This is a genomic window from Streptomyces sp. NPDC085524, assembly GCF_044541755.1.
Taxonomy (GTDB): Bacteria; Actinomycetota; Actinomycetes; order Streptomycetales; family Streptomycetaceae; genus Streptomyces.
This window is the reverse complement of record NZ_JBITTH010000002.1, coordinates 164,324-184,903: the sequence shown is the minus strand read 5'-3', so window position 1 is coordinate 184,903 and position 20,580 is coordinate 164,324. Positions and strand designations below refer to the sequence as shown.

General features: G+C 71.1%; 21 protein-coding genes and 2 pseudogenes. 12 read left to right on the top strand and 11 right to left on the bottom strand.

Annotation, left to right across the window (positions count from 1 at the left end):
- Positions 1-74 precede the first annotated feature (74 nt).
- Positions 75-731 carry a dihydrofolate reductase family protein gene (locus tag ACIGFK_RS03675; protein WP_386463549.1) on the bottom strand — a complete coding sequence of 219 codons (657 nt, stop codon included), beginning with the start codon at positions 729-731 and terminating at the stop codon, positions 75-77.
- 239 nt (positions 732-970) lie between these two features.
- Between ACIGFK_RS03675 and ACIGFK_RS03670 the strand changes: the two genes are divergently transcribed.
- A complete protein-coding gene (locus ACIGFK_RS03670) occupies positions 971-1,159 on the top strand; it encodes a hypothetical protein (RefSeq protein WP_376657039.1) in 189 nt (62 codons plus the stop codon).
- A 26-nt stretch (positions 1,160-1,185) separates the two neighbouring features.
- Here the strand turns inward: ACIGFK_RS03670 and ACIGFK_RS03665 are convergent, their stop codons facing one another.
- Positions 1,186-2,157 carry a solute carrier family 23 protein gene (locus tag ACIGFK_RS03665; protein WP_400050378.1) on the bottom strand — a complete coding sequence of 324 codons (972 nt, stop codon included), beginning with the start codon at positions 2,155-2,157 and terminating at the stop codon, positions 1,186-1,188.
- A 1,436-nt stretch (positions 2,158-3,593) separates the two neighbouring features.
- On the opposite strand from ACIGFK_RS03665, the gene ACIGFK_RS03660 reads away from it, so the two are divergent.
- From ACIGFK_RS03660 to ACIGFK_RS03635, 6 genes and pseudogenes are all read left to right on the top strand, one after another.
- Entirely contained in the window at positions 3,594-4,262 is a 669-nt protein-coding gene (locus ACIGFK_RS03660; protein ID WP_376657041.1) for a transcriptional regulator, read from the top strand.
- Positions 4,263-4,350: 88 nt separating this feature from the next.
- Positions 4,351-5,739, top strand: a complete 1,389-nt coding sequence (locus ACIGFK_RS03655; RefSeq protein ID WP_376657042.1) for an 8-oxoguanine deaminase — start codon at positions 4,351-4,353, stop codon at positions 5,737-5,739.
- Positions 5,740-5,972: 233 nt separating this feature from the next.
- The gene (locus ACIGFK_RS03650; protein WP_400050376.1) at positions 5,973-6,134 is read left to right on the top strand and encodes a hydrophobic protein; all 162 of its coding nucleotides are present in this window, start codon (positions 5,973-5,975) and stop codon (positions 6,132-6,134) included.
- Positions 6,135-6,278: 144 nt separating this feature from the next.
- Entirely contained in the window at positions 6,279-6,647 is a 369-nt protein-coding gene (locus tag ACIGFK_RS03645) for a PRC-barrel domain-containing protein (RefSeq protein ID WP_376657044.1), read from the top strand.
- Between the two features lie 236 nt (positions 6,648-6,883).
- Positions 6,884-7,158: pseudogene (locus ACIGFK_RS03640) on the top strand (transposase); the annotation flags it as partial.
- 76 nt (positions 7,159-7,234) lie between these two features.
- A complete protein-coding gene (locus ACIGFK_RS03635; RefSeq protein ID WP_400050375.1) occupies positions 7,235-7,810 on the top strand; it encodes a GNAT family N-acetyltransferase in 576 nt (191 codons plus the stop codon).
- Here ACIGFK_RS03635 and ACIGFK_RS03630 read toward each other — a convergent pair.
- Both ACIGFK_RS03630 and ACIGFK_RS03625 read right to left on the bottom strand, forming a co-directional pair.
- Complete coding sequence (locus tag ACIGFK_RS03630) at positions 7,770-8,294, bottom strand: hypothetical protein (RefSeq protein ID WP_400050373.1); 525 nt, start codon at positions 8,292-8,294, stop codon at positions 7,770-7,772. The genes ACIGFK_RS03635 and ACIGFK_RS03630 overlap by 41 nt on opposite strands.
- 185 nt (positions 8,295-8,479) lie before the next feature.
- Positions 8,480-8,896 (bottom strand): VOC family protein, encoded by a 417-nt coding sequence (locus tag ACIGFK_RS03625; protein WP_376661347.1) that lies wholly within the window; start codon positions 8,894-8,896, stop codon positions 8,480-8,482.
- Between the two features lie 303 nt (positions 8,897-9,199).
- Between ACIGFK_RS03625 and ACIGFK_RS03620 the strand changes: the two genes are divergently transcribed.
- The 3 genes and pseudogenes from ACIGFK_RS03620 (at position 9,200) to ACIGFK_RS03610 (ending at position 11,294) form a co-directional block, all read left to right on the top strand.
- The gene (locus ACIGFK_RS03620; protein WP_400050372.1) at positions 9,200-9,562 is read left to right on the top strand and encodes a helix-turn-helix transcriptional regulator; all 363 of its coding nucleotides are present in this window, start codon (positions 9,200-9,202) and stop codon (positions 9,560-9,562) included.
- 88 nt (positions 9,563-9,650) lie between these two features.
- Positions 9,651-9,998: pseudogene (locus tag ACIGFK_RS03615) on the top strand (STAS domain-containing protein); the annotation flags it as partial.
- A gap of 81 nt (positions 9,999-10,079) precedes the next feature.
- Complete coding sequence (locus tag ACIGFK_RS03610) at positions 10,080-11,294, top strand: PP2C family protein-serine/threonine phosphatase (RefSeq protein ID WP_400050584.1); 1,215 nt, start codon at positions 10,080-10,082, stop codon at positions 11,292-11,294.
- Positions 11,295-11,442: 148 nt separating this feature from the next.
- Here the strand turns inward: ACIGFK_RS03610 and ACIGFK_RS03605 are convergent, their stop codons facing one another.
- From ACIGFK_RS03605 to ACIGFK_RS03595, 3 genes are all read right to left on the bottom strand, one after another.
- Entirely contained in the window at positions 11,443-11,613 is a 171-nt protein-coding gene (locus tag ACIGFK_RS03605) for a hypothetical protein (protein WP_400050370.1), read from the bottom strand.
- Between the two features lie 195 nt (positions 11,614-11,808).
- Entirely contained in the window at positions 11,809-13,482 is a 1,674-nt protein-coding gene (locus tag ACIGFK_RS03600; RefSeq protein WP_386463527.1) for a peroxidase family protein, read from the bottom strand.
- A gap of 337 nt (positions 13,483-13,819) precedes the next feature.
- Positions 13,820-15,826 (bottom strand): ATP-binding protein, encoded by a 2,007-nt coding sequence (locus ACIGFK_RS03595; RefSeq protein ID WP_400050368.1) that lies wholly within the window; start codon positions 15,824-15,826, stop codon positions 13,820-13,822.
- A 416-nt stretch (positions 15,827-16,242) separates the two neighbouring features.
- Between ACIGFK_RS03595 and ACIGFK_RS03590 the strand changes: the two genes are divergently transcribed.
- The gene (locus tag ACIGFK_RS03590; protein ID WP_376661354.1) at positions 16,243-16,881 is read left to right on the top strand and encodes a carbonic anhydrase; all 639 of its coding nucleotides are present in this window, start codon (positions 16,243-16,245) and stop codon (positions 16,879-16,881) included.
- A 45-nt stretch (positions 16,882-16,926) separates the two neighbouring features.
- On the opposite strand, the gene ACIGFK_RS03585 is transcribed toward ACIGFK_RS03590, so the two are convergent.
- The gene (locus tag ACIGFK_RS03585; protein WP_400050366.1) at positions 16,927-17,571 is read right to left on the bottom strand and encodes an L-threonylcarbamoyladenylate synthase; all 645 of its coding nucleotides are present in this window, start codon (positions 17,569-17,571) and stop codon (positions 16,927-16,929) included.
- 528 nt (positions 17,572-18,099) lie between these two features.
- On the bottom strand, positions 18,100-18,405 hold the full coding sequence (locus tag ACIGFK_RS03580; RefSeq protein ID WP_376661356.1) for a DUF6247 family protein: 306 nt from the start codon (positions 18,403-18,405) through the stop codon (positions 18,100-18,102).
- 282 nt (positions 18,406-18,687) lie between these two features.
- Between ACIGFK_RS03580 and ACIGFK_RS03575 the strand changes: the two genes are divergently transcribed.
- Positions 18,688-19,035, top strand: a complete 348-nt coding sequence (locus ACIGFK_RS03575; protein WP_386468206.1) for a hypothetical protein — start codon at positions 18,688-18,690, stop codon at positions 19,033-19,035.
- Positions 19,036-19,078: 43 nt separating this feature from the next.
- On the opposite strand, the gene ACIGFK_RS03570 is transcribed toward ACIGFK_RS03575, so the two are convergent.
- Complete coding sequence (locus ACIGFK_RS03570) at positions 19,079-19,870, bottom strand: DUF2785 domain-containing protein (RefSeq protein ID WP_376659889.1); 792 nt, start codon at positions 19,868-19,870, stop codon at positions 19,079-19,081.
- A 370-nt stretch (positions 19,871-20,240) separates the two neighbouring features.
- A complete protein-coding gene (locus tag ACIGFK_RS03565) occupies positions 20,241-20,498 on the bottom strand; it encodes an alpha/beta fold hydrolase (RefSeq protein WP_386468204.1) in 258 nt (85 codons plus the stop codon).
- Between the last annotated feature and the right edge of the window lie 82 nt (positions 20,499-20,580).

Below are 20,580 nucleotides of genomic sequence, written 5' to 3'. Positions count from 1 at the left end.
CGGAACCGCCCGGCCGCTGGGGCCGCCTCACCGACGGGCCTCACCAGCCCGTCGGTGAGGCCCGTCGGTGGAGGTTACGCCGTGCTCTCCCGGCCGTCGCGGACGACGAACTCACCCGCTCCGGTCGTACCGGACGCCGTGCGGCGGAGGGTCAGGGAGACCGCCCCGTTGCCGCCGGGCGCCACCTGCGATTCGGTGATCCGGTAGACGGACGGCACGGCGCCGTCGTCGAAGAGGCGCTTGCCCGCGCCGACGACGACGGGGAACTGGATCAGGCGGTGGATGTCCACCAGCCCTGCGTCGTGAAGGGTCCGGACCAGCCGCCAGCTGCCGTGCACCTGGAGCTCGCCGCCCGGCCGCTCCTTGAGCCGGCGCACCTGTTCGACGATGTCGTCGCCGCGGAGCACGGTGGTCCTGCCCCATGCCGCGTCGGCATCGGTGAGCGTGTTGCTGACGACGTACTTCTGCCAGGTGTTGAGGGCCGTGGCCACGATGTTGTCGGGCTCGGTGACCTGCGACCAGTACGTGCGCATCATCTCGAAGGTGGTCCGCCCGAGGAGGACGGCATCGGCCCGGCCGAACCACTCCCCCACCGGGTCGAGCTGGCCCTCGGTGCTGTGCGGTACGAGCCAGCCGCCCCGGTCGAAACCGCCCGACGGGTCCTCCTGGACGCCGCCGGGGCCTTGCATGACACCGTCGAGACTGATGAAGGTGTGAACGCTGAGTTCCATGGGTGCTCTTTCCGTGCTCGCGCGACGAATGCGCCGCTGTGCGTTGCCGTTCGACCCGTAGACAAACGGGGAGCAGGAAACTTGACACCGCATCCGCATTGCGACCCAAGTCACAGCCGGCTCATGTGACCCGGCGGCCGGGGCTCGGCCGGCAGGCGCAAGGAGGTCGGCCGACCCGCCGCCACGCTGAAACCTCAGGAGCAGCCCCGGTCGGCACCGAAGCAGGGATGATGATCCGCATGAGCGAGCAGCACACTCCCGTCCTCCGCCACTACCTCCGCTCCGAGCGTCGTCCGACCGGTGAGACCACGGTCACGTGCCTCTGCGGCCTGGATACGGGCGCGGTCCCGAGCGACCAGGCCCGCCTCACGTACGAGGTGCACCGCAATCTGATCCGGGACGAGATCGCGGCTCGGACGGAGGGGTGAATTCCAGCCGGGCTCAGGGGTGTTGTTCAGGCCATCCCGGGCGTAGCGTGAGCACCCCCGGAGGGGCGCGCCGGCCTCCGAACCAGCACACGCCGACGCGCACCGCTGAAGAGCCCTGCCGCAACGTCCCCCGTGCGCCAGGGCTCTTCACCTGAGCCGGGAGTGCAGTGGGTGCAGCGGCCCGGGGAAGCCGATGGCTTCGGAGGAGGGTGTGGCCTCGGAGGCCGGGGGCGCGTGTCCGGATGGTTCGTACGCGGGTGCGGGGGCGCGCGGGGCCGGATCGCTGCCGGGGACGGGCCTGCCGGTGGACCGTCGGTCCGCACGGCCCGTACCGGGGAAGTCGGCGGAGCTCGGCTCGTCGGAGGGCCACTCCGCGAACGGGGTACCGGGCCCGGGTGGCCCAGGTGGTTGAGGAGGTAGTTCAGCAGTACGGCGACCAGGCAGCCGGCCGTGATGCCCGAACCCGGAACGGTGGCGGCGGGGGCCGGGAGGCGTTCGTAGAAGTCGGAGGCGACGGCGGGGACGGGGCCGAAGGCGGTGGCTGCGGAGAGGGCCAGGTTGGAGAGCGAGCCGTAGCCGACTGCTTCGGTGCTGCCGCCGCAGGCCCAGGTGCCGGCCGCCGACAGGAGCGAAAGCCCGCCGAGGGTGATGACGGAGCCGCTGACGACGGGCGGGAAGAACCTGACCGGTCGACAGAAGGCAGGAGCCGGCGCGAAACAGACGGCTCCCGCGACCAAGGTCGCGCCGAAGATGTCGGGCAGGGCGTCGGCCCGTCGTCCGGTGGCGGATGCGGAGGCGGCCAGCACCGGGGCGACCACGGCGAAGGAGCCGCCGTTGGTCAGGGGCAGCCGGGCACCGATGCCGAACGGGCCGAGGGTCTGGGCGATGGTGGCCAGACCGGCGACGTGCTGGAGTGCGGCGGGCACCAGGGCGCGGGCGGGGAGGTTCTCGTCGACCGGGTGCGTGGGCGCACCGGATGTTCGGGCCGGCCGGAGCAACGGAGAACGTGCACGTCAAAGGCGTGCCGTCACGGACTGGACCGTCGGCCGTGCAACAGGGTACTGCGCCGCGTCCGAACGGGTTGGCCGTGAGGGGCGGGAGATCCGGCGCCTTGGCGAATTCCCGGCCCGTCCCTAGGGTGTGCCGCTCGGTCCTACGCAGAGGATCCGTGCGCGCTGCCTCCGTTCGAGCCGGCCCGCGCAAGAGCGGCCCGTCGGCCAGGCCGCCCACGCCATCACCGCCTATCGGGGCAGGACCTTTCCTCCCGCACTCCTGGAAGCCTGGGAGTCCGGCACGGCTCCGTACCCGCCGACAGCGAGGTCAGAGCACTGGCCGCCGCGCTGTGGTGCTCCCCCGTCGACCTGGTGGGGGCATCCCGGCAGCTGAGGACCCTGCGCTGGAGCAGCTTCACCTGACCTACCACCAACTCGAAGGGGACGTCAGCGCATCACCCCGGGCCGCCGCCGCGGCCGAGGCCCAGGCAGCGGACTTCCTCGCGCACATCGACCTGCATCTGTGGCATCAGCTGCGCACCGTGAGACAACCTCCTGCACACGGCCCTTCACGTCACCCCGGGCAGATAAAGCCCATATAACGGGCAAAACCATGGGAACCTGCGGAAGCTGCCACAGTTACGCCGATCCAGCCGGAGACTATTGACGAACCAGGCGGCACTTTCTACGTTTGGTTGCGCCACGCACGGAACCACACTTTCGAATCGTGGAAATCATGGGGCGGGGCCTGTCCTCTCAGGCTCCGTCAGGTGGGCGACGCAACCGTCGCCTGCCAGGGTCGTCCCAACGCCACCGCGCTCCTCTCGCAGCCCGGTGAGCGCTCCCGGGCCCGAAGCCACCGACAGGTGAGTGGAAGGCCGAGCATGCACAGCCGGAGAGCGTTTCCGGAACCTTCGACGTCCCGACACGTCGCGACCCGTCACTTCGCCGTCACCTGCCCCCACGAGTGGGGCTGCGCCGCACACGGGGACGACGCCGCCCGGATCGGGCATCGTGGAACCCCCTACCGGCCGGACCTGTTCCCGCAGCTCCGGCGGGTGGCGGCGACACCTTGGCGCTCCAGCACGTCGCGAAGGGGCGCGGTCGGTCCGCTCTCTCAGAGCGGCTCCTCGCCTCAGCAGCGCGGCCGCAAGCACGTTGATTGCGCGGCGCGCAGACAGCGGGCGCGCAGACGGCGACCGGACGGCCTCACGGAGGCCGAGGAGTGGCGTGGAACACCGCCTTCCGCCAAACGGAGTCGACCAGACCGTCACTCCCCGAGCCCCAACGGCTCCGCGAAGCCCCACCGAGGTGACCCGCACGTGTCCACACTCCCCTTCTCTCCCGTCGAAGCCCGCGCAGCGCGCCTGCGGATGGGGCTGAGCCGTGAACGAGTCGCGGCCGAAATGGCCAGGTTGGGAGTCCCTCTACGACCACACCGCGTGAAGGCTTGGGAGCAGGGCACGAGAGCGCCCTCGGAGACCGAGCTCTTCGCCCTCGCCGACGTACTGTGGTGTCCGACCCCCGTACTGATGTCCGTACGTCCTGGGACCCATCGCGGCCGCCGCCCGGCGAGGCGGCCGACCTGCGAACGGCTGGCCCACCGCATCGGCAGGGAACTCCACGCGTACGCCGGGGCGGGCACCGAACACCGCCGGAAGGGCGACGAACGCCGGACCCGAGCCCTGGCGCGAGCGTTGGCCATGACTCCCGAACACCTGCGGGAGGCCATCGGCCAGATCGCGGAACTCATCCGACTGCTGGCACAGGCCGTCGAGGAGCGCTGGAAGAACCAGGTCATGCCGCTCGCAGAGCTCGCCGGGCTCGACGACCGGCGGGTGGAGCAGGTCCTGCGATTGCTGCGCCAGGAGTACACGCAGAGCACCGAGCTCTACATGGGCCACGTCATGGCCGGCAGTCCCCAGGCGAGGCTGCGGGAGATCGCCGACGCACGCGTCCAGTGGCTCGGCAGCCTGCCGGAGCACTTCTGGCAGCTGGTGGGGCCCAACGACAACCCTCCCCGCCCTGCCTCCGGCACGAGCAGCGGGCGCGACTCCTCGCCCAGGCGCCGGCCGGCTTCCGGACGACATGGCCGTTTCGTGAGTCGCTGACCAGCCGGCGTCCCGCTCCGGCGCCGCCCCCACGACGGCACTCCGTCCCGCCATATCCGCACATCCGAAGAAGTAAGGACACACCGCCATGACATCAGCAGCATCAGCTCAGCGCACCGTGATCGAGAACTGCGCGATCGCGACCGTCGACGCCCGGAACACCGAGTACGCCTCGGGCCACCTCGTCATCGCGGGCAACAGGATCGAGTCGGTCGGCCTGGGCAAAGCCCCCGAAGGCCTCACGGACGTGGTACGGCGCATCGACGCCACGGGGCACCTCGCCACCCCGGGCCTGATCAACACTCACCACCACTTCTACCAGTGGATCACCCGCGGCCTCGCGACCGACCACAACCTCTTCGACTGGCTCGTCGCCCTGTACCCCACCTGGGCGCGCATCGACGAGGCAATGGTGCACGCGGCGGCGCAAGGATCCCTCGCGATGCTGGCCCGCGGCGGAGTGACCACCGCCATGGACCACCACTACGTCTTCCCGCAGGGCTCCGGCGACCTGTCCGGCGCCATCATCGGTGCCGCCCGCGACATGGGCGTCCGCTTCACCCTCGCCCGCGGCTCCATGGACCGCAGCGAGAAGGACGGCGGCCTGCCGCCCGACTTCGCGGTCGAGACGCTGGACGGTGCCCTCGCCGCCACCGAGGAGACCGTCAGGAGGCACCACGACGCGTCCTTCGACGCGATGACCCAGATCGCGGTCGCCCCCTGCTCCCCCTTCTCCGTCTCCACCGAACTGCTCGGTCAGGGAGCCGAACTCGCCCGCCGCCTCGGAGTGCGGATGCACACCCACGGTTCGGAGACCATGGAGGAGGAGAAGTTCTGCCACGAGCTGTTCGGCATGGGCCCCACGGACTACTTCGAATCGACGGGCTGGCTCGGCGAGGACGTGTGGATGGCGCACTGCGTCCACATGAACGACTCCGACATCGAGGCCTTCGCCCGCAGCAGGACGGGAGTGGCGCACTGCCCCTCCTCCAACGCGCGCCTCGCCGCCGGCATCGCCCGCGTCCCCGACATGCTCAAGGCGGGCGTGCCGGTCGGCCTCGGCGTCGACGGCACCGCCTCCAACGAGTCGGGCGAACTCCACACCGAGTTGCGCAACGCACTGCTCATCAATCGCCTCGGCGCCCACCGCGAGGCCGCACTCGGCGCGCGCCAGGCCCTGCGCCTCGCCACCTACGGCGGCGCGCAGGTCCTCGGCCGCGCCGACAGCGTCGGCTCCCTGGAGCCGGGCAAGCTCGCCGACCTGGTGCTGTGGAGGCTCGACACCCTCGCCCACGCTTCCATCGCCGACCCGGTCACCGCACTCGTCTTCGGCGCGGCGGCCCCGGTCACCGCGTCCTTCGTCAACGGGCGGCAGATCGTCGAGAACGGGCGGCTGCTGACCGCCGACGAGGACGCGATCGCGCGCTCCACCCGGGACGAGGCCCAGCGCCTTGCCCGTATCACCGCCCAGGGCTGAACCGCCGGGCGGCGATCCCCGCCCGGCAGGGCCGTGGACCAGAAGGAGTTCCACGGCCCTGCGCGGGTCGGCCGCAGCCGTCGATCTCTACGGGTTCCACCAGCCGACCGGGACCGCGGACTTCGAGGCTGAATGCAGGCACATCTGCCCAGGCATCAGGACAAGAAACCAGGAGGGATCGAATGCATGCCCTGGGAGCGGTGGGGCACACGGCGCTTCGGAGGTTGATAACCATGGTTCCCCTGCTTCTTGTTCTCCTACTGGTCCTTCTCCTCTTCGGCGTGGGTTTCGCGGTGAAGATTCTCTGGTGGGTGGCTGTCGCAGTCCTGATCCTGTGGCTGGTCGGTTTCGTCGCCCGGCCCAAGGACGGCAGTGGCCGCTGGTACCGCTGGTAGCCATGCGTGATGCCGTGGTAGCCGGGCAACTGAAGTCCAGACGGAACGCTGCACAACTGCCGAGCACGATGTACGGAACAGGAGGATCGGTGAAGAATCCATTCTTCCACCGCCCCTCCATTGACCGGAGGAGTTGTTTTTCGCGTGACTGAACATCTGTGGGGTTACAAGTCGACGTCGGGCCACCTGGCCGGTACCGATCTGACCGGTTACAAGGTCGAGGCGACCGACGGCAGCATCGGCAAGGTCGACAAGCACTCCGACGAGGTCGGTGACGCCTACGTGGTCGTGGACACCGGCGTATGGATCTTCGGCAAGGAGGTCCTGCTGCCGGCCGGCACCGTCGTCAGGATCGACCCGGAGGACCAGAAGATCTTCGTCGACCGCACCAAGGAACAGATCAAGAACGCCCCCGAGTTCCGCCGGGACGAGCACCTCGGCGACTCCGGGTACCGGGAGGAGCTGGGCACGTACTACGGCACCGGCGCGCCCTTCGGCGGCCGATCCGCCTGATCGCACTCCCGTACGACGACGCCGGTCCCGGCACCCGGAAGGGTGCCGGGACCGGCGTCGTGGGGATCACCGGCTCTCGAATTCGAGCACCCCGGCCATCGCGGCTTACCGCCCTTGCCGTCGCCCCCCGCTCTTGGCGGTCACCGCAGTGCCGCCGGGAACGGCCCGCAGGGGCAGTTGGACGGACCGGCCGCTCGGGGCGGAAAGCGCTTCGGACGCCATTCCTTGATCTCGAGCTGCTGGCGTTCTACGACTTCCCTGCCGAGCACTGGATCCACCTGCGGACCACCAACCCGATCGAGTCGACGTTCTCCACGGTCAAACTGCGGACCAGGGTCACCCGCGGCGCCGGCAGCCCGGCCGCGGCCCTGGCGATGGTGTTCAAGCTCGTCGAGTCCGCCCGAACCGCTGGCGCGCGATCACCGGAGCCCACCTCGTTCCCCCCGTCCGAGCGGGCGCCCGGTTCAAGAACGGCATCCTGGTCGAGCGGCCGGGAGCCACCGCAGCCTGAGCGAGGCGCCCAGTCGCGCGGGCGAGGCGACCGGAAATCAGTTGCCGCACGCCTGGTGTGCTGCTCGAATCGCCGCGTGGACACCTACTTGGAAACCGAGCGGATGACGCTCCGCCGCTTCACCGAGGCAGACGTCGACGCCCTGACCGCCTTGCACGGCCACCCCGATGTCATGCGGCACATCGATGACGGCTGCCCCGTGCCCAGGACCGTCGTCGAGCAGCAGCAGTTCCCGCACATCCTCCGCGAGTACGACGAACTCCCGAGCGGTCAGGGATGCTTCGCCGCGGTAGAAAAGTCATCCAGGGCGTTCTTGGGGTGGCTCTCGCTGCGGCCCGCGACCAGTGTCGGCCTGAACGGCGGAACGGAGCTGGGCTACCGGATGCTGCCGTCCGTCTGGGGCCTGGGCTATGCCACCGAAGGCGCGCGGGCGCTGGTGAACCACGCCTTCACGGAGCTGGGGACGGACCGGATCGTGGCCACCACGATGACGGTCAACACCGCGTCGAGGCGGGTCATGGAGAAGGCCGGCTTGTCCTTGATACGCACGTTCTTCGAGGAGTGGCCCGAGCCCATCGAGGGGGCCGAGCACGGCGACGTCGAATACGCGATCACACGCGAGACCTGGGCCCACCGGCGCGACCACCAGTAGTCACCGAGTCGGCGAATCCACAGATCTTGACAATGCCTCCGAGGCGGACTTCCGCGGTGCCCGCTTCACCGGCGGCGACATCATCTTCATCAAGGCGCTCTTCGTCGGCCACGATCGCGACCAGGTGGTCTTCGACAAGGTCGAATTCGCCGACGGGGGCTGCGTCCATTTCCGGCTCGCCGAGTTCCGCAGCGGCTCCGTCCGCTTCGACAGGGTCGTCTTCAGCGGCGGTTGGGTCACGTTCGATTCCGCGCGTTTCACTGGCGCCCGTGTGAACTTCCGTGATGCCTCCTTCGGCGCGGGCGAGGTCCGCTTCGAGGACGCGGAGTTCTCCGACGGCGTCGTCGACTTCGCCGGCTCCGCGTTCACCGGTTCCGTCGTGGGCTTCGGTGAGCGTCGTTTGGAGTGCCTCCACGTCACTGTCCCGCCGGCCCGCTTCACCGGGGGCACCGTCGATCTGTCGCGTGCCGCGACGTTCACCCATCCGCCGCACTTCGGGCTTCGAACTGCGCCTGAAGGGCTCCTCCTGCCACCTGGCACCCACGTCCGCGACCTGCCCTGAGGGCACCCAGGCGGCCCGCTTCCCTCGGAGCTCCTGTCCCGAACCGGTGAGGTCGTCGCCCCAGCAGCCCCGGCGCACCTTCTGCGCGACCGCCTCCGCCGACACGTTCAGGACGGACGTCCTGCGGGCTCGGGCACCGCGGTGGGTGGAGCGGCGGCCAGGACGAAGGAGTGGCCCGCCGGGTCGCTGAGCCGGCGTACCGGGCGCGGCCCGTCCTCGGCACGCGCGTCGACCGGACGCGCTCCCAGGGACACCGCCTCGCGCTCGGCCCGGTCCAGGTCGTCCGCTGCCACCTGGATGCGCAGGTGGGCCTGGAGCGCGTCCTCCGGCCTGGGCCAGCTCGGCGGTGCGAATCCCGCGTCGCGGCGGCAGATGAGCCTGCTGCCGGACGGAGCGAGCACCTCCAGCTCGTCCGGCGTACGTCCGGGACGCACCTCCGCGTCGAGCAGGGCGGCGTAGAACCGTGCGAGCGTCTCGGGCTCGGCGCAGTCCAGGGCGAGTACGGGAGTCTTCTCTACGGTCATGGCGCGCGCTTACCCGGGTGTCCGAACCGCACACGGCACAGATCTGGCCACCTGCCCTCGCACCCGGAGAGGTACGCAGCATTGCCCGCTTGCCCGCCGCCCGTCGCGGCGCGAGGACGTCCTCGACGACGCGGTGTACGCCGCCTGGCCGCCGGGCACACCCCGGCCCGGCTCGGACCCGGCAGTGCATGGCCACCGTCGCCGGCTGCCTCCTCGCCGGAGACCCGGCGCCTCGGCAGTGCGTCGCAGGATTTCGGGTTCAGGTCTGGCGAAACCGGAATCGCAAATCGTATAATTTCGGGCATGGAGTCGGTGGAGCCTCGTACCCGCTGGACGTTCGTCACGAACCACGCCCGGATCCTCGCCATGATCCTGCGCGATCCGGAGGTCCGGTTGCGTGATCTGGCCGCGAGCTGCGAGGTCACGGAGCGGGCAGCGGGCGCCATAGTCCGCGACCTGGAGAGCGCGGGGTACCTCACTCGGGTACGCCACGGCCGCCGCAATCACTACGAGGTCACGCCCGGGACCCTGTTTCGCCATCCGGCCGAGGGACACCACGAGATCGCGAACCTCCTGCACCTGCTGGTCGACCTCGACCCCCGGGCCGGAGCGACCGGCCCCTCATCCAAGGACGGTGGCTTCCGTGAGCGCGACACGCGCGCCTGACCCGCGCACCGGTGCGGGCGCGGCGCCCACCACCGCCGTCCCTGCCAGGCCTTCTTCCCGAGGTTTCGGGGTGTGAAGGGAGCAGGCCATGACCTCTCTTCCCGACCGTCTGCCCGTTACTGAGTACGCCGGCGGTGCCGTGCAGCCTTCCGTCGTCTCCGTGGTCTTCGAACCCGGACCGCAGCGCGTCCTGGCCCGCGTGAGCGGCGAGATCGACATGGACGATGCCGACGGGCTGCGCGGGGACCTCGTCTCGGCTCTGGAGTCCAGCCCGGACGGGATGGATGTGGACCTGTCCGCCGTCACCTTCTGCGACACCACCGGTCTGCACATCCTGCTCGATCTCCACCGGCTGGCCCTGGAGGCCGGGAAGTCTCTCGTGCTGACGGCCCTCAGTCGGCCGGTGGCCCGCCTGCTGCGCGTCAGCGGGGTGCAGCAGGCGCTGACCGTCCGCGCCTGGCCCCCGGCAGGGGTGCTGATTGAGCCTGTGTTCCGGGAGCCTGCGGCGAGTGATCGGATCGGGCTGGGCAACGTACTGGAAGCAGCCGAGAGTGCCGCGCCCGTGCGTTCTCTCGACGTCGTGGCGCGCAATCTGCGCGACCGGTTCGACGCCACGTACGTGTCGTTCCTGTTCGTCGACATCGTCGGGCGGCGCCTGCTGCGAGTCCACGACACGGCCGCCGAGACGGCTGAGCAGCCCGCCGGACAAGTCCCTCTCGCGGGCAGCAGCATCTACGACGACGTTCTGCGCGGCCAGGAACTCGTGGTGGCCGCAGAGGGCGCGGACGGCTACCGGCTGCTCGCCCCCGTCACCAACCGCGGCGACACCGTCGGCGTCCTGGAGCTGTTCCTCACCCAGGTCACGGAAGACGTACGCGCCCAGGTCCAAGAGACCGCACACGCGCTGGCGTACATCATCGTCACCGACCGGCGCTTCACCGACTTCTACCACTGGGGCAACCGCACCACCCCGGTCAGCCTCTCCGCCGAGATCCAGCGCCAGCTCCTGCCCTCCGCCTCCTGCTGCGAAGCCCCCGAGTTCACCCTGGCCGGCGCCCTGGTCCCGGCCTCCGACATCGCCGGTGACACCTACGACTACAGCCTCGACACGCACACCCTGCACCTGTCGATCACCGACGCCATGGGCCACGACGTCAACGCCTCACTCATGGCCACCCTCCTGGTCAACGCCTCCCGCGGCGCCCGCCGCGCCGGCGAGGACCTCACCGAGCAGGCCCGGCAGGTTCACCGGGCCCTCCTCGACCACGGCCACCGCAGCATCGCCACCGGCCAACTCCTGCGCATCGCCCTGGACGGAACCAGCGCCCAGCTCGTCAACGCCGGCCACCCCTGGCCGTACCTCCTGCGTGACGGCACGGTCACCGAGCTGCAACTCGCCGTGAACCTGCCCTTCGGAATCCCCTCACAGGGCGCCTATCAGGTCCAGGACCTCGGCCTGCGCCCCGGAGACCGCCTCCTGCTCCACACCGACGGCATGCAGGAACGCGACGCCGCAGTGGTGGACCTGCCCGCTCTGCTGCGCGAGACCACCACCGAGCACCCGCGCGAGGTCGTGCGCACCCTGGTCGGCGCGGTCACCGACGCCTACCGAGGCCGGCCGCCGAAAGACGACGCCACCGTCCTGTGCCTGGACTGGCACGGCCCCCTGGCCCCGGACGCCGGGAAGCCACGGAGAACGTTCCTCAGAAGTGCCACGCGCATCCGGTGGTGAACCCGACCACAGCACAGGCCGCCGTACCAGCGCCCTGCCCGGCGGCGGGGCGAGGCGGTGGCGGAGCGGGCGAGAGTGGCGGGCCGAGCGGGTGACCAGGACGGCGCTGCCGTCTCGGGTCCCCCGGGCCGGGCTGGTGCAGGACAGCTCAGCCTTCGCGACCGGCGAGTACCCGATCCGCCCGGTAGTGCGGACAGGCCAGCAAATGCCACGTCACCGAAAGGCCGCCTTCGACGATCACCACCGTGCGCGCCTCACCGCTGTCCTCGTCCGCCTCGCACACCCGGCACTGGCGCAGCGTTGTGGGCAGCAACCCCATCACCACTCCCCCTCCAGGCCCTGCAGATACGACAACCGACCCACATCTATCAAATGCGGGCGGGTTCCGCCCTGTTACCCGCGCGTTCGATGAACAAACGGCTCAGTTGGCTGACCCCCTGCCCGCCTGAGCATCCACCGCAGTCGCAGACGTGCCGGACCCGGGCCGTGAAGGGCCCGGGCGGCGGACGACGCCTCAGGTCGGCAGGTGGAAGACGTCGTCCTGAATGTTCGAGATCTGCGTGTTCCGCTTGATCACGTCCGACATCTTCGTGCGTTTGATCGCGGCGACCTCGGCAGGAGTGAAGGCGGGATCGTTCTCGAACCAGAAACGGTCGCCGGCACGGGTGCGGGTGAGCTGCTCGGTGATGACCGCGGTGATGAGCGGGCCGAAAGCCGTGCCCGGAACATGAGGCTCGGCCAGACCGCCGATCAGCGGGTCGACCCGGCAGATGTCGCCGTACGCTGCGCTCAGCTTCACCTGTACCGCCGGGTCCGGTGTGACTTCGGCGAACGTGCGGCGTGGGGGCAGTCCGTACGCCTCACGGCACCGGTTGTAGTCCGGGACCCCGTGATCGCGGGCGCGCTGGACGTCCACGGCAACCAGGTCCAGCGGCGGCGCGCCGGTCAACCGGATGCTGCGCATCGCCTCGATCACCGAGACGTCGACCTCCTGCATGATCTGGGACGCGAATCCCTTGAACACCGGGCCTATGCCGTACTGCTTCACGATCCCGATGTTCAGCAGCGCCTGGGCGTGCGGCACGGTCTGCAGCACGTGGTCGTCGTCGTCCACGATGAGCAGGTTGGGCGAGAGCATCGAGTGGCCGAACCGGAAGCCGAACGTGGCGAACTCGGCGCCCATCGTGGGGTCCACGTGCGGGTCGTAACCGGCGTACGGGGCGATGGCGTTCGGGCCCAGGATCGCCGGGACGAACTCCTGGAAGGTGATGGAACCGATCAGCGCGCCGACCCACTTGCGGGCGTGCTGGTAGACCTGCTCGGCGGTGGCCGTGGGCCGTTCGGCGGAGATCAGCGCGGCCAGCCGGTTGTGTTCCCGGACGAACAGGGTGTGAATGCTCATCAGGCCGTAACCGGTATTGGCCCGCTCGTCACCGGCCAGGAAGAATCCGGCGGCCGGCCCGACCGTCTGGTTGAACAGTCCTGCCGTGTTGAGCGGCAGAGCCGGCCCGTCCACGCCGTCGCCGGTCTTCAGCGCGCTGGTGTAGACGGCGACCGGACCGAGGTTCTGGATGGCGCGCACAGCCGCGGCCCGGCCTTCGTCCGGCCCGTACACCTGGCTTCCGTCGATGAACGAGTTGGCGCTGTCGATTTGCTGCCGTGGGTTGTGCCGGCCGGTGCCGGTGGACGGGTCGTACGCCGAGCGCGTGAGCGGGATCTGGCTGCCGGGCGGGAACGCGGTGTCGTCGGCGGGGACGGGGATGCCCAGCGTCTCCAGCGGATCCGCGGCCCCGATGAGGTTGACGTCATGGTTGAGGAACTGCCCCCACATCCAGGTCAGGTCCGTCAGGCGCTGGGCGTTGAGGGTGTCGGTGTCCTGTCGGCAGACGAGGTTGCTGACGACCCGGGCGCTCGGCCTGCCGGCGCCGGCCGGCGCGCTCACGCCGTCGTCGTACCCGGTGGGGGCGCGGCGCAGGAAGACCGAGCCGGCGGCTCCGCGCCCGGGGTGTTCGAGGTTGTTGCCGTAGCCGCTCACCGATCGGTACACCGGCGGATGGGGAGCCACCGCCGTCCCCCCTGCACTCCGGACCACGTCGCCTTCGGCAGCAGCGTTCGCGGTGCCGTCCGGCGCGACCGCCCCGGACACCGGCACGGCGCGTCGCCTGCCCTTGGAGCTGAATCCTTCCATCAGGGATCCTCCAAAACTGCTGAGGGGTGCCGGCGCTCTTCGGCCGCACGGATCCCGGCGATCCGCCCGCGAGTGAGCGATCGGCCAAGGGGGGAGCAAGAAGTCCCGGCCATTCTTGATGCGGACTGCGGCGCTCCGAGGTCCTGCGCGGCCGGGCCGGTGGCCGCCTCCGAACGGCGCCGACAGCCGGCCTCTGTCCGTCAGATGTCGGCGAACTCATGGAACGGCCCCTCCTACGACGCTACGTCCGCCCGCTCGGAGCGGCGAACGGTGGACGGCACGGCGCACTGCCGGCCTGAGGCAGTGCGCCGTGCGATGTGGCGCCCCGTGTTCAGGGTCAGGCCCAGCCGCCGCGCATGCCCTCCCGGTACGCAGCCTCGTACGCCTCGTCGCCGAGCCGGGCCCGGGCGCTGCGCTCGCACTCGGCCCTCAGGGGTGCGAGTTCCGGCGTGCCGCGCTGGGGATGGCCGACGGCTTGCCAGAGCGTCTGGCACGCCCCTGACGTACGGGCTGCCCGTACGGGGTCGCCGTCGGCCGCGTGCGCGGCGGCGAGGAGGTCCAGGCCGAGGGCGGTGCCGAAGCTGTCGCCGAGGCGGTGTTTCGCGCCGAGCATGGACCGGGCGTGCCGGGCCGCGGAGGCGGGCCGGTCCTCGATCAAGGAGATGAGGGAGAGCTGGTAGTCGGCGTAGGAACGCGTCCAGTGCTCGCCGAGTGCAGCGCAGCCCTCGCGCAGCTCCTCGGCCGCAGCACGGGCTTCCTCTCGGAGCCCTGTCGCGGTGAGGGCGAAGGTCCGGGCGAGGTGGCAGCGGAGTGTGGCGGCGGAGTCGAAGGGCGTGCCCGGCAGACCGTCGAGGGCGTTGTCGGTGACGATGCGCGCGGCGAGCGGCCGGCCTGCCATGAGGTGGCTGATTCCCAGCAGGTATGCGGCGTCCAGTCGCCTGTCCCGCTCGTCATGTCCGTCCCCGTCCCCGTCCCCGCGAGCTGTCGCGGTTGCCTGGCAGGCGAGGGCGATCCGGTGGGCGTGCCCGTGTTCGCCGCGCAGGAGGAGCACCACCCCCAGCGCCCAGCGGGGCCGTGCGATGTCGGTGTCGTCCGGCCTGGGGCTGTTCAGGGCACGCTGGAGGTAGGCCTGCGCTTCGTGCAGGCGCCCGCAGCAGCCCCAGAAGAACGCCACCCGGGCGGCCATGTCCAGCGCCTGGGACGGCTGGGTACGGAGGAAGAAGTCCAGGGCCGCGCAGAGATCCCGGTGCCGGGCCCGGAGCCGCTGGTACCAGCTGTCCTGGGCGGATGAGAGCCATCCCTGATCGGCCTGTCGGGCCAGGTGGTGGAAGTGGGCGGCATGGCGTCGGCGGATGACGTCGTGCTGCCCGAGCCGGTCAAGCCACATGCCTCCGTACTCCCGGACGGTGTCGAGCACGATGTGCTCCCCACCTTCCCTCTGCACGACCGACTTGGCCACCAGTGCGTCCAGCACTGCCGGAACCCTTGCTGCCGACAGCGCTTCGTCGGAACAGACCGCACGCGCGTCGGACTCGTCGAACGGCCCGGCGAAGACCGACAGCCGCGCCCACAGGAGCCGCTCGGCCGACTCGCACAGTTCGTGGCTCCAGCCGATCGCGGTGCGCAGGCTCTGGTGCCGACGGGGCTCGCGGGGGGTCTCCGAGGCGAGGGGGTCGATGTGCCGGCGGAGACGGGCCGCCAGCTCCTGGGGTGCATGGCGGGTCAACTGCGCGGCGGCGAGCTCCAGGGTCAGGGGGATGCCCTGGAGGGTTCGGCAGATGTCCCGCGCCACCGGGAGGAGTGAGGGCGGCCAGCTCCGCGGCAGCCACGATGCGGCCGCTGCGGCACGGCTGAGGAACAGCTCCAGGGCTTCGTCGGGCCCGAGCGGCGGCAGCTCGACGACGCGTTCACCGGGGAGGCCCAGGGGCTCGCGGCTCGTGGCCAGTACGGACAGCCCCGGCGAGGCGGTCAGCAGGCCGGCGGCCAGGGCCCGTACCTCGGGAATCAGGTGCTCGCAGGAGTCGAGGACGAGCAGCAGGCTGCGCTGGGCCAGCCAGGCGCTCAAGGCCTCCGTCGGCTCGCGTGCGGTGTGATCGGCAAGACCGCACGCGGCCGCGACGGCGTCGGCCAGCCCGGAGGCGTCCGGCAGCTGCGACAGCTCCGCCCACACGACCGCGCGGCCGGGGTCGGCCTGTTCCAGCAGGTGGCGGGCGGTGCGGCTCTTGCCCACACCGCCTGGTCCGACCACCGTGACCGCATGGCTGGCTGCCAGCGCGGTGCGCAGGACGGCCAGCTCACGGCCACGCCCCACGAACACCCCGGACTCACGTCGATCTCCGCGCACGCGAGCAGTCTTGCCCATGGCGGGCACCCGACGAAGGCCACGCAGCGCCAGCATGCTGCCTGCCAGGGCGCCGTACGGCACCGATACCCGTCGACTGAGAGGCTCCGTGAACGGCGGCAGCTCCGCCGCCGCGGCACGGGCTCCGTGCGATGCGCCGGGCCTCGGCAGCAGGAAGGGCCCCGCGCGCCACGGGACGGCGATCTCCTCGGCAGTGTCCGCCGTACCACCCGAACGAGGGACCGGCCCGAGGGTGACGGCACCTCACCCACCCGGTCGAGGGAACGCCCGCCCCGAGCGGCTCGAGCAGGAGGCGCTGCCGTGTTCCCCGGCCGTGCCTCGCGACCCGCTCGCCGGGCCGGAGGTGCTGGCAGCCCCCTGAAACGGCCGACCCCACTGCCGACGCGTAGTCTGCGGCCATGACCGACGACCGAATGAGTGTCCAGGAGACGCTCACCACGCTCCTGGCCGGCAACGAACGCTTCGTTGCGGGTGCGCCCGAGCACCCGAACCAGGACGCCGCCCGCCGCACCGAGATCGCCCCGGCGCAGACACCGTTCGCCGTCCTGTTCGGATGCTCCGACTCCCGCCTCGCGGCCGAGATCATCTTCGACCGCGGGCTGGGCGACCTTTTCGTGGTACGGACGGCGGGCCACGTCGTGGGTACCGAGGTGCTCGGCAGCATCGAGTACGGCGTCAGCGTCCTGGGCTGCCCGCTCGTCGTCGTCCTCGGCCACGACGCCTGCGGCGCGGTCGCGGCCACGCGCGCCGCCGTGGAGGACGGGGCCACCGCGGGAGGCTTCGTACGGGACGTGATCGAGCGTGTGACGCCGAGCGTGCTGGCCGCCCGGGCGGCCGGCCACACCGAGGACGGGGACTTCATCGCCGAGCACATACGGCACACCGTCGATCTGCTGCTGGATCGCTCCCGACTGCTCGCCGATCGCGTCGCGGCGGGCGAGGCCGCCGTCGTGGGCCTGGCCTACCGCCTGGCGGACGGCACCGCCCAGCTGGTCACCGCCCGCGGCCTGGACGTCCCGGCCGCCACCGCGAAGTGACTGCCCCGGGCAGGCCCGGCCGGAACCCCGGCCTGCCCGGTCGGCTCAGCTTTCTCGGAGGTCGGGTACGACGGCCCGCAGTCGTTCGGCGCTGATCGCGCCGGCCCGCAGCAAGCGGGGGGCCGGTCCGGTGAGGTCCACGATCGACGAGGGCACGTCCGCCGTCGTCGGTCCGGCATCCAGGTAGACCGCCACCGTCTCCCCGAGCATGCCCTGGGCGGCATCACAGTCCTGCGGCGAGGGCTTGCCCGTCAGGTTGGCGCTGGAGACGGCCAGCGGCCCGGTCTCGGTGAGCAGGGCGAGGGCCACCGGGTGGTCGGGCATGCGCACCGCGACCGTGCCGTTGGTCTCGCCCAGGTCCCATCCCAGCTCCGGCCTGTGACGGACGACCAGAGTCAGGCCGCCCGGCCAGAACGCGTCCATCAGCTCCTGCGCGGCGTGAGGCAGGTCGTCGACCAGGTCGTCCAGGGCCTGCGGGGAGCCGACCAGCACGGGTGAGGGCATGGCCCGGCCGCGTCCTTTCGCGTCCAGGAGGCCGGCGACGGCCAGTGGCGCGAAGGCGTCCGCACCGATCCCGTACACCGTGTCGGTCGGCAGCACCACCAGCTCGCCACGGCGTACCGCCGCCGCGGCCTCCGGAAGCCCCTCGGCCCATTCCGACTCGTTCGAACAGTCAAAACGACGCGACACAACTCTCACCCTCCGCAGGGGCTCTCGTCCCCTGCCTGTCGATCAACTCCAGCAGGCGGCCGGGATCGGACCACCATGCCACCAGTCTCCTCCGGTCCCGGGCCCCACCCGCATCCGCCTCCGCACTCGCATCCGGCATCAGGACGGCCTCGCGCACCGGTCGCGGTGGAGTTCCAGGGTCGCGCCGTGGAAGGACCCGCCGAGGGCCTTTTCCGACCGGCCCACCGATCGGGTGATGGTCCTGCCGCATCCACGCAGGTCAGGCCGTGGCGCAGAGCTCGGCGGAAGACCCAGTTCAAAGGGCCGCTCCCGGGTGGCCACGGGCTGTCCCGGACGGCACGATCCAGATGACGTCCAGAACGGACAGGTGCCGGGCGAGGCGGTTGATCACGTAGACGACGGACAGCTGCCCAAGGTGCTCACCGACCTGCCCGGGCCCGCGCGGGAGACCCGGAAGGCGAGGATGTCCGCGCCGCGTCCGCGGGGGCGCGGACTGTGGGGACGGACGCACCGCTCAGGGCTGGTCGGTCAACGGCGCACGCCCAGGACGTCGTTCAAGTCCACGAAGCCGGTCTCGTCGCGGCCGGAGTCCAGGTAGGCGTCCACGGCCGGGGCCGCGGCGAGGCGCTGCTGCCAGGTGCGAACAACGTCGTGGAGCGGGGTGAGGCTGTAGGTGTGGCGGGCGTCTTCCAGGGCCTTGTCCCAGTCCCGCTCGAACGCCGGCACCCACACCTCGGCACGGCGGTCCTCCCGCAGGCGGGCGAGGAGTTGGGCGGCCGCAGCGGGGGCCGGGGCCGATGGCGGGGCAGGGGCTTGCTCAGGCTGCGCGCTCACGCTTTCCTCCTCCAAGGCGTCCTATCGCCACCGTAGCCCCCACGGCCGAGTGCCGGGAGCGGTTGAGCCGCCCTGACGCCGGATGAGGCCAGACCCGGCCGTGGGGCACGGTCGGGGGTCAAACGTGGGGTGGCCCGCCGACCTTGTCGGCGGGCCACCCCACGAATCACCCGCGTCCGGCCGTTCAGCTCCGCCTCGAACCGACTCTCCGGACCGCCGGCTCTCCCTGCGGGCGCCAAAAGGCCGCCCATCTACCGCCTCCATGATCATTATAGTTTCGGCATGACCACACGAGACGACTTGCTCATCGACCTGATCAACCGGACGGAGATGGAAGGCGAGGGCCCTCGCATCACGGTCGTGACGCAGGGCGTGGTGATCACCGGCCGCATCGCGGCGCACCGGCGTTGGGCAACAGAGCTCTGCGAACGGCTCGGCGACACGGGCCTCCCCGACGAGCGATTCGCCGAGGACTTCTCCCGCGAGGCCACGGAGATGCCCGCGTACCCACCGGCCTTCCTCCACCTCCACGGCTGCCAGCTCATCTCCGGCTCGAGCAGCCTCCCGACCGCACTGGGCCAGTCCTTTCGAATCCCGCTCGCCGCGATCAGCGCATGGAGCGTGCGGTGACCACCGCAACCAGCCAGGCCAGGCCACGCCACCCGGCCGGCGGTCAGCGTCTGACGATCCGGTCGAGAACCGTGGCGATGCCGGACTTGACGGCTTCGCGGTGGTGCACGGGCTCCGCGGGCAGTTCGCTGACGGGTCGCACGCCCCGGTCCGCCAGGATGTAGAGCAGGCGCAGGGTGCGCAGGCAGTTGCTGATGTGGGCGGGTACCGGGGTGCTGATGCGGTCGGCACCGAAGCGCTCGGAGATCGGGCCCAGCCAGCCGACGGCTTCTCGTTCGCTCAGATCGGTGCGGGTGAGGACCCGGGCGATCGCCCGGGCCAGGCGGTCGTCCTCCAGCTGGTCGTAGACGTGTTCGGTGGGCGCCGTCAGCCGGGCGGAGGCGAGGTCCAGCATCCGCGTCGGCGCCACCTCGGGGTGGCGACCGAAGCTGGCAAGCAGGTCCGCACCATGCGCCACCGCGTGAAGCCAGCCGAGCGTCTCGTCATGGCCACGCAGATCCTGCTCCGCCGGGTACCAGTGCTCGAACGCCTCCACCCAGCCCGGCTTGAAGTCCCCCGCGGCCACCAGCATGTCGAGCACGAGGGGTGCGAAGGTGCGGGCCTCGACCCGCGCGTCGGTGAACCGGGTAGCCATCTCGTCCCCCAGCTCCAGCCGCCGGGACGTACCGATCGTCCCGCGGGCGATCCAGGTCGCGAGGACGGTGTGGGGCGCGCCGTCCCGGACCAGTGGATCGGGATCCGCCAGGGCGAGGGACAGCTCGCGAACGAGGTCGTCCATGGGCCGGTCAGCGGGCACGGCGCAGTCAGCGGCCTCGACGCTCTTCCAGTCGATCATGACGGGCAGGGTACGTCCTTGCCGTCTCCGCAGGCCTGCGAATTTTGTCTGGGCATCCATGGAAACACGGTCTCGAAACGGCCCGCTGTCCACGCAGCCGACCGACCCCGCAGCGAGCCCGCAGCCACTTGTGCCTCGATGGGGAGTGACCCCTCACGCCCACACGAGGCCACCGCCGCGCCACACCGGGACAGCAGGCGAACTGCACAGAGTTCAAGCCAGTGTTGGAGAAGTTCCGCATCCCGTGGTTCGGGCTGGGCAGACCGCGCAGGACGCCCGACGGCCTCGCCGCCGGCCCTGGTCCTCCGAGGCCGGGGTGTCGCCGTCGGCGCGGGCTCGCTGGTCGTGGGCGAGTGCTCCGGTCGGCCGGTCAGTAGCCCTCGACGCGATGGACGAGTGTGGCGATGCGGGTGGCGAGGTCGGGCCACAGCTCCTGCGGAAGGCTGTGCCCCATCGCCTCCAGGACGCCCAGTTCGGCACCCGGGATGGCGGCTGCCGTGGCCCGGCCGCCGCTGACATCGCACACGGCGTCGCAGGCTCCGTGCACCACCGGAGTGGGCACCCGCAGGGACCGCAGCCGTTCGGTGCGGTCGCCCGTCGCTACGACCGCGGGACCTTGGCGTTGCATCCCGAGGGCGTCGTAGCCGCGGTCGAGAACCCGTCCGGCCCATGGCCGCGCCGCGAATCGCGCCCTCGCACGCACCCGCAGT